General features: G+C 67.0%; 8 protein-coding genes. 5 read left to right on the forward strand and 3 right to left on the reverse strand.

Annotation, left to right across the window (positions count from 1 at the left end; all coding sequences use genetic code 11):
• Window positions 1-65: 65 nt before the first annotated feature.
• The gene (locus ABGA94_RS09485) at window positions 66-2,264 is read right to left on the reverse strand and encodes a TonB-dependent siderophore receptor (protein WP_375367120.1); all 2,199 of its coding nucleotides are present in this window, start codon (window positions 2,262-2,264) and stop codon (window positions 66-68) included.
• 132 nt (window positions 2,265-2,396) lie between these two features.
• Window positions 2,397-3,092 carry an alpha/beta hydrolase gene (locus ABGA94_RS09490; RefSeq protein ID WP_069137898.1) on the reverse strand — a complete coding sequence of 232 codons (696 nt, stop codon included), beginning with the start codon at window positions 3,090-3,092 and terminating at the stop codon, window positions 2,397-2,399.
• Window positions 3,093-3,274: 182 nt separating this feature from the next.
• Between ABGA94_RS09490 and ABGA94_RS09495 the strand changes: the two genes are divergently transcribed.
• A complete protein-coding gene (locus ABGA94_RS09495) occupies window positions 3,275-4,414 on the forward strand; it encodes an MFS transporter (RefSeq protein WP_095377458.1) in 1,140 nt (379 codons plus the stop codon).
• Window positions 4,415-4,495: 81 nt separating this feature from the next.
• Here ABGA94_RS09495 and ABGA94_RS09500 read toward each other — a convergent pair whose 3' ends face one another.
• Window positions 4,496-5,614 (reverse strand): alpha/beta hydrolase, encoded by a 1,119-nt coding sequence (locus ABGA94_RS09500; protein ID WP_005416104.1) that lies wholly within the window; start codon window positions 5,612-5,614, stop codon window positions 4,496-4,498.
• Between the two features lie 182 nt (window positions 5,615-5,796).
• Between ABGA94_RS09500 and ABGA94_RS09505 the strand changes: the two genes are divergently transcribed.
• From ABGA94_RS09505 to ABGA94_RS09520, 4 genes are all read left to right on the forward strand, one after another.
• Window positions 5,797-7,143, forward strand: coding sequence for a cytochrome c (locus ABGA94_RS09505; RefSeq protein WP_111128178.1), 1,347 nt, complete (start codon window positions 5,797-5,799; stop codon window positions 7,141-7,143).
• Window positions 7,140-8,066 carry a c-type cytochrome gene (locus tag ABGA94_RS09510; RefSeq protein WP_134955195.1) on the forward strand — a complete coding sequence of 309 codons (927 nt, stop codon included), beginning with the start codon at window positions 7,140-7,142 and terminating at the stop codon, window positions 8,064-8,066. The genes ABGA94_RS09505 and ABGA94_RS09510 overlap by 4 nt, the downstream gene beginning before the upstream one ends.
• Before the next feature lie 115 nt (window positions 8,067-8,181).
• Entirely contained in the window at window positions 8,182-10,560 is a 2,379-nt protein-coding gene (locus tag ABGA94_RS09515; RefSeq protein WP_375367122.1) for a TonB-dependent receptor domain-containing protein, read from the forward strand.
• A gap of 8 nt (window positions 10,561-10,568) precedes the next feature.
• Entirely contained in the window at window positions 10,569-12,677 is a 2,109-nt protein-coding gene (locus ABGA94_RS09520; protein ID WP_375367124.1) for a phosphocholine-specific phospholipase C, read from the forward strand.
• The last annotated feature ends 85 nt before the right edge of the window (window positions 12,678-12,762 follow it).

A 12,762-nucleotide genomic window follows, 5' to 3' on the forward strand; every position in this document is an offset into this window, starting at 1 on the left:
CGAGCCCACGCTCGGCTGCGGATTGACAGCCAGCCGAGCGTAGGCTCGGCTCTACACGACGCGCGTCAGAACCTGTAATTCAAGCTCAACCGCACATTGCGCGGCTCGCCCCAGGTGTAGGTGCTGTACCAGCTGAAGATCGTGTAGTAGCGCTTGTCCAGCAGGTTGTTGACGTTGAGCGTGGCCGACAGCCGATCATTGAATTCATAGCGTGCCATCGCATCAAGCAGCCAGTACGGCTGGGTGCGATGCACGACCTGCGCGCCGGCGGCCGGGTTGCTGATCTCGCCAAAGGTGGAATCCTGCCAGCGCGCGCCACCGCCCAGCGTCAGCCCTTTCCAGTCACCACGCAGGCGATAGCTGCTGTGGAGGCTGAACTGGTTTTCCGGTTCCAGCGTGGTGACCTTGGCACCGGCCTGGCGGGCGATCTTGTGCGAGAACCCACCCTGCACCTGCCAGCCTTCTGCCAGCTGGCCCGACATCTCAAGCTCGTAGCCCTTGGTCCGCACGCCCATCAGGGCGCGATACGCATCCTGCCCGTCCGGCGTCTTGCCACCGGTGGGCTGGGCGAAGTTGTCCTGGTCGAGCTGGAACAGCGCTGCACTAGCGTTGAAGCGGCCATCGAGGAACTCGGCCTTCAGGCCCATCTCGTAGCTGCGACCCTCCAGCGGATCCAACGCCTTGCCCTGCTCGTCGCGCTGCCCCTGCGGCTTGAAGATGGTGCTGTAGCTGGCGTACACCGAATAGCGCTCGCCGAGGTCATAGACCACGCCGGCATACGGTACGAACACGCCGGTCTCGTGCGTGCCCGGCGAACGATAGCTGGCCAGGCGGCTACCGACGATCACCTTCAGTGGATCGGCGACGTCGAAGCGACCGACTACGTACAGGCCATTCTCGCGGGTCACTTCATTGTTGTCGTAGCTGCGCTGCCATTGCGGCTCGGGAATGTCGCCCTGCCATGCGCGGTAATCGTGCACCTCGGTCGGATAGCCGGACTGCGGCGCGTAGCCGGTATTGGTCCAGCGCTTGCGCGAAGCACTGCCGCCCACCACCAGTTCATGCTCGCGGCCAAACAGGCCGAAATGACCGCTCAGATAGAAGTCGACCGCATTGCTGACGGTCTTGCCGACGTACTTTCCCAGCCACAATGACACGCCTTCGCCGGTAACCGGATCGGGATTGCCACCGGCGGCTCCCGCCAATGCGGCGTCATAGCCGTTGACCTGGTGGTTGATCTGCAGCTTGGCCACCCAGTCGTTGTCGAAGGTGTGCTCCAGCGTGGCAAAGCCGGTGCGCACATACTGGCGCCACCCGCTCCAGCGGGTGCCGTTGTTGAACGAACGCGGCATGTCGTTGAAGTTGCCGGCACTGTCCAGCAGCGGAATACCGCCCCAGGTCGAGCCCTTCGGGTCGCTGTCCATCGCATCGCCGCCTACGGTCAGCAGCGTACGTTCACCCAGATCGGCTTCCAGTACTGCGTAGCCGACCTTGCTGGTGCGCTGGTAGTAATCGAGATTGGAATGCTTGTCCTGCCAGGCGCCCACCGCACGGCCCCGCACGCGCCCATCGGCTGCCAGCGGGCCGCCGACATCGATCTCGGCGCGGTAATCATCCCAGCGCCCCACACCCAGCGTCGCGCTGCCAGCGAAGTCCTTGCCCGGCTTCTTGCGCACCAGGTTGATGGTCGCACCGGGATCGCCCATGCCGGTCAGCAGGCCGGTGGCGCCCTTGAGCACTTCGATGCGGTCGTAGATGGCGGTGTCGCTGAGCGTGTTGCCGGCCGAATAGGCCGAGTCGCGCGACATGGGAATGCCGTCGTACTGGAAGTTCTGCACGGCAAACCCGCGTGCGTAGTACTCGGTGCGTTCGCTGTCATAGGTGACGATGCTGATGCCAGGGGTCACCCGCATCACATCATCGATGCCGTGCAGGCCGAAGTCATCCATCTCGGCGCGGGTGATCACGCTGATGGTCTGCGGCGTCTGCCGCGGCGTCAGCACCAGGCGGGTGGCGGTGGCAATGGTGCCGGGCGTGTAGGCGCCGCTGCCCTCGGTGATGGTGCCGAGCAGGTTGGCAGTGACCTGCACGGTCTGCAGGGTCTGCGAGGCGGGTGCCGGTTTGGCCTTGTCCTCGTCCTGGGTGGACTGGGCAGCGGCGGTGCCGCTGCCCAGTGCAAGCAGTAGCAGGCCTTGGGCCAGTGCATGCGGCAGCGGCAGGCGACGCGGGAACAAGAGCGGAAAACGGACAGGCACAGACAGCACGGCGGGACCTCCACGATAGGGTGGGATCCTCTGGCGGCGGCTTGAGGGAAGAGAGGGGAGCGGCCGGATGGCCGCAGGCGCAGGAGTGTACTCCCCTGCGCCCCGGCTGTCGTGCGGTGTGCTGCGGCGGTCTCAGCCGCCGATGGCGGCGCAGGCCTCCAGGATCAGCGCGGTCACTTCCTTCGGCTGCGAGGCCAGCGAGGCATGGCTGGCATCCAGCTCCAGCAGGCGCTTGGGCTGCATGCGCGTGGCCATGGCCTTCTGGTTGTCCGGCGCGATCATGCGGTCATGGCGGGACAGCTGGTACCAGCTCGGCTGGTGTTTCCACGCCGGGTCGCTGACCGTGTCGCCGAAGGTGCTGGCCAGCGGCGCCTTCTGGGTCACCGCCATCACCCGGCCTTCGTCGTCGCTCAGGTCCTGGCAGAAGCTCTCATGGAACTTGTCCGCACGCAGCCACAGGTAGCCATCGCTGTCCGGTGCCAGGTTCGGCGCCGCCTCCGGCAGGTGCTGCTGGGTGATGCCACCGGGGCTCTCGCCTGCATCAGGCGCGAAGGCAGCGATGTAGACCAGGCCCTTCACGTTGGGCTCGTTACCGGCCTGGCTGATCACCGCGCCGCCGTAGGAGTGGCCGACCAGCAGCACCGGCCCGTCGATCTGCCGGATCATTTTCTGGGTGCGTCCTGCGTCGTCGGCCAGCGAGGTGAGCGGCAGTTCCACCGCCTGCACACGGTCGTGGCCGTTGCGATGCAGTTCCAGGATCACCTTGGCCCAATGTGCGGCCCCGCCCCAGAATCCATGGACGAGGAGGATGGTGGGTGTCGTGCTCATGTACGGATCTCCGGGAGCGGCCGGCGGGATGCGGGCCGTGCAGCCACTGTCCGTGTGCGGCGTTAATCGCTGGTGACGCAATCGAATCACTGCAATCGTATGCGTCGTTCAATGTCATGCATGGCACTTGCCGATCCGCCCTGAAAACGATTTCATGAAGCCCCCCGGATCTCGCATCGCGCATGACGCCTTCATCCCCACGTGCCCAGCAGCACGCCACCCGTGCCGCCTTCTTCATTCCTGGATTCGCCACCGCCGCGTGGGCGCCGATGGTGCCTTACGCCAAGGCCAAGGCCGGGCTGACCGACGCCAGCCTCGGCGCCGTGCTGCTGTGTCTTGGGCTGGGTTCGTTGCTGGCGATGCCACTGGCAGGTGCGCTGACCGGGCGGTTGGGTTGCCGCCGGGTGATGGTGATCACCTGCGCGATGATGCTGTGCGCCCTGCCCTTGCTGGTGCTGGCACCCTCGCCGGTGTCGCTGGGCGCGGCACTGTTCGTGTTCGGTGCCGGCGTCGGTGCACTGGATTGTGCGATGAACATGCAGGCGGTGGCAGTCGAGCGCGATGCCGGGCGCGCGATGATGTCCGGCTTCCACGCCTTCTACAGCATCGGTGGATTCGTCGGTGCTGGCTGCATGACCGGGCTGCTGATCCTCGGCACGCCGCTGTGGCTGGCCGCGCTGGTTTCGGTGGTGGCACTGCTGCTGGTTGCGATGCTGTCGGCGCCGCATTGGCGTCCGCAACGGATCCTGCACGAAGGCCCCTTACTGGCACTGCCGCATGGCGTGGTGCTGTTCATCGGCGTCCTGGCCTTCGTGGTGTTCCTCGCCGAGGGCTCGATGCTGGACTGGAGCGCCGTGTTCCTGGCCGAAGTGCGGCAGGTGCCGCGTGACCAGGCCGGGGCCGGCTTCGCGTTGTTCACCCTGGCGATGACGGCAATGCGCCTGTTCGGTGACGGCATCGTCGAGCACCTCGGCCGCACCCGCACCCTGGTCTTCGGCGGTATCACGGCCGCGGCAGGCTTCACCCTGGCCACGCTTGTGCCCTCGTTTCCGGTGGCGCTGGCCGGCTACGTGCTGGTTGGGCTGGGCTGCGCCAACATCGTGCCGGCGCTGTTCTCGATGGCAGGCCAGCAGCGGGTGATGCCGGAAAGCATCGCCATCACTGCCGTGACCACACTGGGTTACGCCGGCATCCTCGCTGGTCCGGCGGCGATCGGCGCAGTGGCACATGCCACCAGCCTCGGCTTTGCCTTCCTGTGCGTCGCCCTACTGCTGCTGGGCGTAGCCGCCTCCGCCCGCTCACTGGCCCGACGCGTGGCCTGACAGAAAAAGGGGACGGAGGGGATTAAGTCGCATCTGCCCCGAGTGTGCTGCAAACGACTTAATCCCCTCCGTCCCCTTTTTTCAGCCGTGTGCCAGCCATTCGGCCTGGGCCGGCAGCTGTGGGGCTGGGCACGCGCTCTGCGGGTGGTGCTCGTCGCGCGCCATCCAGTCATCCACTACGCCGGCCAGCAGGTCCAGCCGCAGCGGCAGGGTGATGTGGTCCTCTCCACGCATTTCGATGTAGTGCGCGCGCGGGTTGGCCTGCGCAAGCTGCCGGCCCTGGCTGACCGGAATGTGCTGGTCACCCTGCCCGTGCAGCAACAGCACACAGGCGCGGGTATCGGCCAGCGCACGCGCGACGTCGACGCGGTCCAGATCGACATCGATACGGCGGCTGGCGGCGGCGATCACCTGGTTGATGTCCTGGCCCCCATAGCGCCAGCGTGCGTACGACGCCACCGCCTGCGCCTTCAGGCCCTCCGGCTGCAGTCCCATCAGGTGCGGGATCATCGTGCGGATCGCCGCACCGGCATTGGCGAACGATTCCATCGCCACCACGCCGGCCACCTGGTCACCCAGCTTGTCGGCGGTGAACACCGCCGTGGCCGCACCATAGGACACACCGAACAGGTACAGCGGGCCGGTCACTTCGCCGCGCGCGCGCAGCTCGCCGATGACATCGACGACGTCATCCGATTCATAGGTGCCATAGCCGGACGGACCTGCACCGGACTGGCCATGGTTGCGCAGATCGAGCGTGACCACGCGGTAGCCGGACTCGGCCAGCTGCAGCGACCATGGCAGCATCGAATCACCATTCATCATCCACCCATGCAGCAGCACCACGGTGCCGCGTGGCGCCTGCGCGCGGAACGGCTGTGGCACGGCCAGACTCAGGCCGGTATCAAGAGGCAGGCCGTTCTCATGACGCTGCGGAAGGTAGTGGTACCGCGCGCCGTAGTCGCCGGGGTCGAACACGCGCCAGAAGATCGGCACGCCATCGCGACCCGCTGCGAAGCCATGGCGGTTGGGCAGCCCGGCAATGGCCGCGGCGATGCGCGGGCGATCGAGCAGGGTCGACACGCCGCCTGGCGCGATCAGCCGGTCGGCAAGCGAGGTAGACGAGGCGTTGATCGAGGATGAGCATGCAGCCAGCCACAGGCCGGCGCACGCCAGCAGCAACAGCAGCAAGCGCTTCATGGGCAATCGGGAAAGGATGCGACAGCGTGGCAGGTTAACGACGCGGGCGTAGGCCATCTATCGCGCGTGGATGACGGCTTGATGACAATGCGGGATCGATTCAGGTTGTCACAATGGCGCGATCGACCTCGGCATTGATCCGGATCAATGAATACGCCGGCATGCTTGCCCACAGTGCCCCCATGCGCACCTCGTTCAAGCTCGCCATTGCCCTGGCCGCCACGCTGGCCGCCGCCTATGGCATCGCCCGCAGCACGCCCTACTGGTTCGCACCTCGGCAGGCCGCGCAGGTCGACATCCACGACCCGGCGCTGATCGCACAGGGGCAGTACCTGTCGCGCGCCGCCGACTGTGCGGCCTGCCACACCGCGCCGGGCGGCAAGCCGTTCGCCGGTGGCCTCGGCATGCAGACGCCGATGGGCACGATCTACTCGACCAACATCACGCCCGATCCGCAGACCGGCATCGGTGCCTACGACTACGCCGACTTTGAACGCGCGGTACGTCGCGGCATCCGTCACGATGGCCAGCCGTTGTATCCGGCAATGCCGTACGCCTCGTACGTGATTGCCCGCGACGCCGAGATCAAGGCGCTGTACGCCTATTTCATGGGCTCGGTGCAGCCGGTGCAGCAGGACAACGCCGACAGCACGATTCCATGGCCCGCCAACATGCGCTGGCCTCTGGCATGGTGGCAACTGCTGTTCGCACGCCCACGCAGCTTCAGCCCGGATCCGTCGCTGGACGCCGGCCAGCAGCGTGGTGCCGAACTGGTGGAAGGCCTGGCGCATTGCGGTGCCTGCCACACGCCACGCGGGCTGGCGTTCCAGGAAAAGGCGATGGCCGATGATGGCAGCCGCCAGTTCCTGTCCGGTTCGGTGCTGGAAGGCTGGTACGCGAAGAACCTGCGCAGCGAATCGACCGGCCTGGCCAGCTGGCGCGAGGGTGAGATCGTGGACTTCCTGCGCACCGGGCGCACTGATCGATCGGCGGCCTTCGGTGGCATGGCCGACGTGGTCGAGCACAGCACGCAGTACCTGTCCGACGCCGACCTGCTGGCCATGGCCCGCTACCTGAAACAGCTGCCGGCGCGTGAGGGCCGCAGTTCGCAGTGGTCCCCCGGTACCGACACCACCACCGCCGCACTGCGCAGCGGCGACTATCGCGTGGCCGGTTCGCTGGCCTATGCCGAGCACTGCCAGGCCTGCCACCGCGCCGACGGCCGCGGCATGGCCCGCGTCTATCCGGCGCTGGCGGGCAACTCGATCGTGTTCGCCGATGACCCCAGCTCGCTGGTGCAGGTGACCCTGATCGGCGGCCGCACACCACATACCCGGCACGACCGCATGGCCTTCAGCATGCCAGGCTTCGAGCAGCTGCCGAACGCGCAGCTGGCACAGATCCTGACCTTCATCCGCAGCAGCTGGGGCAATCAGGCCAGCGCAGTGAGCGAGGTCGACGTGGCGCGCATGCGTCGGGTGGTGCGCGACAAGCCGGTGCACTACGTTCCGCAGGAGGCCGCACAATGAAGCGTTCGCGCACGCGTTCCCGCCTGCTGCTCGGCAGTGCGATCACCCTGGTGCTGCTGGCCGGCGCCGGTACCCTCGCTTACCGTCATCTGTACCCGGATCTGGATGCCGCCGTCGCCAGCACGATCGATATCCTCGATGCGCAGGGCAAAGTGGTCGGCCACTACCATGCGCCGAGTGCCGAGGAGATCGCCGGTCTCGGCAATGCCGAATCGGTGATGCTCGGCCGCCGCCTCCTCAACGAGACTGCACGGCTGCTGCCGGACAATGTCGGCAACGATCTGAACTGCAATTCGTGCCACATGGCCGAAGGCAAGCGGCCTTTCGGCAATCACTACTTCAACACCGGCGGCGGCGCCTATCCGCGTTACATGCCGCGCCCGGGCAAGGTGATCGGGCTGACCGAGCGCATCAACGGATGCCTGCAGCGTTCGATGAACGGCAAGCCTCTGCCGAAGGACTCGCCGCAGATGCGCGCGATGCTCGATTACATGGCGTGGTTGAGCAGTCCTGTGCCAGAGGGTGCAAAGGTGTCCGCCCCCAGTGAGGGGCCCATCGACAGCACGCTGGCCCCGGACCCGATCCGTGGCCAGGCACTGTACGCCGTGCAGTGCGCCGCGTGCCATGGCGACAACGGCGGAGGACGGCGCGACGCCAGCGGTGACATCGCCTTCCCGCCGCTGTGGGGCGACCACAGTTTCAACATCGGCGCCGGCATGGCGCGCCTGTACAAGGCCGCCGGCTTCGTCAAGCACAACATGCCGCCGGCGGTGACCCGCGAGCCCCCACTGGGGCAGCAGGTGATGCCCGACCAGGATGCGGTGGACATCGCCAGCTACTTCATCAACCAGCCGCGGCCGGACTTCGCCAACAAGAGCAAGGACTGGCCGCGCGACCCGAAACCCAAGGACGCGCGGTACTGATGCAGGCAGCAGCTGCGGGCCGTCACACAACACGGTTCCTGCATCTTCGCGTCATGCCGATGTCATTGGCGCTGCCGACACTCCGGGGCTTCCCTCTGCTGAAGGTCCGGTTTCGATGCGAACGATTGCGCGTTTTCCCCGTGTCTCGCTGCTGGCCCTGCTGATCGCCCCCGCACTGGACGCCCTGGCCGAAGCACCGCAGGGCGAGGCGGCCGAAGCGCGCAGCAGCGATGCCCGCACCCTCGATCAGGTGCAGGTGATCGGGCAGGCCACCAGCTACGCCAAGACATCGGTGCGCGCGGAAACGCTGAACCGGCAGACCGTGATGAGCAGCGTCAACGATGCACTCAACGAGGTGCCCGGCGTGGTGGTCAGCGAAGCCGATGCCACCGGCTCATCGGTGTGGGGCACGCAGATCAGCATGCGTGGCTTTGTCACCAACCGCGACACACAGCAGATCGGCACTACCATCGACGGCCTCCCCAACGGCGGTTCGGGTTACGGCGGCGGCTCGCTGGCCAACCGCTACATCGACGCCCTCGACCTGGAAACAGTGGAAGTCAGCCAGGGCACTGCCGATATCTCCTCGCGCTCGAACGAGGCCCTGGGCGGCACGCTCAACTTCCTTACCAGCGACCCGCTGCAGGACAGCCGCCTGCGCTTCGTGGTCGGCGCCGGTGACAACGATGCGCGCAAGTACTACGTGCGCTACGACACCGGCCTGCTCGGCGGCCACACCCGCGCCTGGGTCAGTGCCTCGTCGGCGCGCGTGCATGACTGGATCGATGGCAGCGGCAAGACCAGCAACGACCACATCGCCGGCAAGTTCATCACCGAACTGGATCGCTGGACCCTGACCGGCTACCTGTCCTACAACGATGCCGACGAGCCGGAATACACCAGCGTCTCACCGAAGGGCTTCGCGACCAATCCGGATCGCGACAACCTGGTCGGTATCCTCACCGGCATTCCCTACCTGGACCAGAACTACCGTTCCGGCTCGCGTGCGTTGCGCGAGAACACCTTCGGCTACCTGCGCGCGGCCTTCGACGGTGGCAACGGCTTCAAGGCCTCGGTGGCCGCCTACGGGCACCGCATGCAAGGTCGTGGCGACTGGCTGCCTCCCTATCTGGCGCAGGTCAGCGATGACGGTGCGGGCCGCCCCGAGTCGGAGTACATCGGTGGAAAAACCGTGTTCGGCGGCAGCAACCGTGGCCAGATCTTCTTCGTCAATCCCGACGGCAGCGCCGCGCAGCGCCTGGCCAACTGCACGCCGCGGCTGGGCTTCACCGCCGAATACGATCCGAACTGCTACGCCGGCAACGTGCTTGGCGCGCAGTCGTATCGCCACACGCACTACGACAACGACCGCATGGGCGTGACCGCCGACGTCGAGTGGCGGCAGACCTTCGGCACGGTCGACAACACGATCCGTGGCGGTCTGTGGGTGGAGAAGCTGGACCGTTCGGCGCGCCGCGACTGGCATCGCCTGCTCAACGTCGGCCAGGACATCGCCTTCGACCACCAGCCGTACTGGGTACAGTTCGAGGACAAGTACAAGGTTGACGAGCAGATGTACTACGTCGAGGACGTGGCGCGATTCGGGCCGTTCAGCGCACGCCTGGGCGTGAAGCAGTTCTTCGTCGACCAGTCGCGCCGCCGCGTGATCGGTGCCAGCGAACACGTCAAATCCGATTCCAGGTCCGACCCGCTGCTGTCCACCGGCTTGACCTGGGCACCGGGCGTGGAAGGCATGGAGCTGTTCGCCGGCTTCTCGCAGAACTTCGCCGCGATTCCTTCCGGCGTGCTCGGCGAGACCGACCCGCAGCGCTTCCGCAACGTCGAGCCGGAGACCGCCGACAACATTGAAGTGGGCATGCGCATCAGCCGCTGGCCGCTGACCGCCTCGGTGACCCTGTACAACATCAAGTTCGACAATCGCATCGTCTACCTGCCGGCAGGTTTCGTCAGCGGCATCGACTATCTCGGCGAGACCGACGGCGTCTACGAGAACTTCGGCGGCGTGGAGAGCAACGGGCTGGAAGCCGCGTTCGGCTACGGCTGGGACAACGGCTGGCGCCTCAACGCCGCCTATACCTACAACCGCTCCAGGTACCTCGGCAGCGGCGATGCCGCGCGCGATACCCAGCTGGGCATCGTCGATGGCGCCAAGGTGATCGGCCAGCCCGAACAGACCCTCGTCCTGTCGGCGGACTGGCAGGGTGAGAACTGGAACTTCGGCCTGTCCGGCCGTTACCTGGGCACGCGCTATCTCGACGCCGCCAACGTCAACAAGCTGCCGTCGGCGACCGTGCTCAACGCCAACATCGGCTTCGACCTGCAGGGCCTGTCGCCGCGCCTGAAGGGCATGGGCGCCAACCTGGTGGTGAGCAACCTCACCAATAAACGGTATCTTGCAGGGGTGGACGGGCGCGACAACGCCTTCATCGGCGCTCCGCGCACCGTCGGCATCTCTTTCCGCGTGGACCTGTGAGTGAGCCTGTGACCGATATCGGCCGACGCCGGTTGTTGCAGGCCGGCGTTGCCGCCGGCCTCTCTCCACTGCTGCCCAGCATCGCCCGGGCCGCCGCGATCGCCCCCGCCGCGCAGACGCGCAGCCTGGAAGACCTGCAGCACATCGTGGTGTTCATGCAGGAGAACCGTTCGTTCGACCACTACTTCGGCACGCTGCCGGGCGTACGTGGCTTCGGTGATCGGTTCGTCGCCCCGGCCGCCGCGCTGCAAGCAGGTGGCCGCGTCCGCAGCCTGTGGCTGCAGCCCGATGCCAGCGGCGAGCGCGCGATCGCGCCGTTCCCGCTGGATACCGCCGCGCACTTCGGCTACATGCGCGTGGAAGGCACGCCGCATACCTGGCCCGATGCCCATCGGGCGTGGGACCACGGGCGCATGGGGCAATGGCCGAAGGCCAAGCAGAACCACTCGATGGGCTACTTCCAGCGCAGCGACCTGCCGTTCCAGTTCGCCCTGGCCGATGCCTTCACGATCTGCGATGCCTACCACTGCGCAATGCAGGCCGGCACCAACCCGAACCGGGTGTTCCTGTGGACCGGCCACAACGATGGGCATGCGCGTGCCGGCGGCCCGGTGATCGCCAATTCGCACGACAACTTTCCCGAACAGGGCGGGTACCCGGCGTCGTACCGCTGGACCAGCTATGTCGAGCGCCTGCAGAGGGGCGGCGTGTCCTGGCAGATCTACCAGGACATGGCCGACAACTTCACCGACAACCCGCTGGCGGGTTTCGAGGCCTTTCGTCAGGCCCACCGCGCGGCGCCAGGGCATGACCCGCAGCTGCGCGCGCGCGGGGTCAGCACGCGGGGCCTGACGCAGCTGCGCCAGGACGTCATTGACGGGCGCCTGCCGCAGGTCAGCTTCATCATCGCCGACGCGGCCGGCAGCGAACATCCCGGCCCGTCCAGCCCGGCACAGGGCGCGGCCTATACCGCACGCGTGCTGGATGCGCTGACCGCCGATCCGGACGTGTGGAGCCGCACCGCCCTGCTGCTGATGTTCGACGAGAACGATGGCTTCTTCGACCACATGCCGCCACCTGCCCCGCCTTCGCCGGTGGACCGTGGCTGGGCGGGTGTGTCCTCGGTCAGCACCGAAGGCGAGTACCACCGGCACCCGGCCCCGGGTGACGAGAAGTACGATCTCGCCGAACTGCGCGGGCGCCCGTACGGTCTGGGACCGCGCGTGCCGCTGTACGTGATCTCACCGTGGAGTCGCGGTGGTTGGGTCGATTCGCAGGTGTACGACCACACCTCGGTCATACGGCTGATCGAGCGCCGCTTTGGCGTGGCCGCGCCGGACATCTCGCCGTGGCGCCGTGCGGTCTGCGGCGACCTCAGCAATGCGTTCGACTTTGCCCAGCGCGATACCCGCCCGTTCGTCCGTGGCCTGCCCGACGTGAGTGCGGTTGCCGCACGCGCAGCTGCCTTGCCGGGGCGCACCGTGCCCACGCTGCCGGAGGGGCTGAAGCCAGCGAAACAGGAAAGCGGTGTACGTCCCGCGCGCGCCCTACCCTATCGACCGCAGGCATCGATTGCCGCAGTCGATGCCTTGGGTGTGGATCTGACGCTGTCCTGCGAAGGCGCGCCGGCCGTGCTGCATGTCTACGATCGGCTGCGGCTGGATGCGGTACCACGCCGCTACACGCTGCTGCCAGGTACGCCGCTGCGCGAGCGCTGGCCGTTGGACGCCCAGGGCCGCTATGACCTTTGGCTGCTTGGTCCGAACGGCTTCCACCGCCACTTCCAGGGTGCGGTCAAGGCGCCTGCCGTGCAGGCTTCGATCGAGCGCGCGGACGGCCAGCTACGGCTGCAGCTGCGCAATCTGCACAACAGCGCGCAGAATGTGCGGGTGCAGGCCGGCGCCTATGCCGGGCACATGCCGGAGCAGGCGCTGGCGCTGCCGGCGCATGCTGAGGCCACGGTGGCATGGAACGCGGCGCCCACCGCAGGGTGGTACGACCTGCGCATCGGTGCGGGCGACAGTGCACTGCGACTGGCCGGCCGCGCCGAGGATGGGCGCCCCGGCACCAGTGACCCGGCAATGGGCAGCGAGCCCTTGCGGTTCGAGCACGATTGAGGAGCCCTCTGTAGAGCCGAGCCCACGCTCGGCTGCTTCTCGCCCTGGTCGCATTGCCCCGACAAAGCAGCCGAGCATGGGCTCG

This window comes from Stenotrophomonas sp. 3diitr2024 (assembly GCF_042136455.1).
Lineage (GTDB): Bacteria > Pseudomonadota > Gammaproteobacteria > Xanthomonadales > Xanthomonadaceae > Stenotrophomonas > Stenotrophomonas sepilia.

Excerpts from the sequence above, each read along its gene's own strand:
- ABGA94_RS09490 (WP_069137898.1), bottom strand. The coding sequence starts at position 3,092 with ATGAGCACGACACCCACCATCCTCCTCGTCCATGGATTCTGGGGCGGG.
- ABGA94_RS09495 (WP_095377458.1), top strand. The coding sequence starts at position 3,275 with ATGACGCCTTCATCCCCACGTGCCCAGCAGCACGCCACCCGTGCCGCC.
- ABGA94_RS09500 (WP_005416104.1), bottom strand. The coding sequence starts at position 5,614 with ATGAAGCGCTTGCTGCTGTTGCTGCTGGCGTGCGCCGGCCTGTGGCTG.
- ABGA94_RS09505 (WP_111128178.1), top strand. The coding sequence starts at position 5,797 with ATGCGCACCTCGTTCAAGCTCGCCATTGCCCTGGCCGCCACGCTGGCC.
- ABGA94_RS09510 (WP_134955195.1), top strand. The coding sequence starts at position 7,140 with ATGAAGCGTTCGCGCACGCGTTCCCGCCTGCTGCTCGGCAGTGCGATC.
- ABGA94_RS09515 (WP_375367122.1), top strand. The coding sequence starts at position 8,182 with ATGCGAACGATTGCGCGTTTTCCCCGTGTCTCGCTGCTGGCCCTGCTG.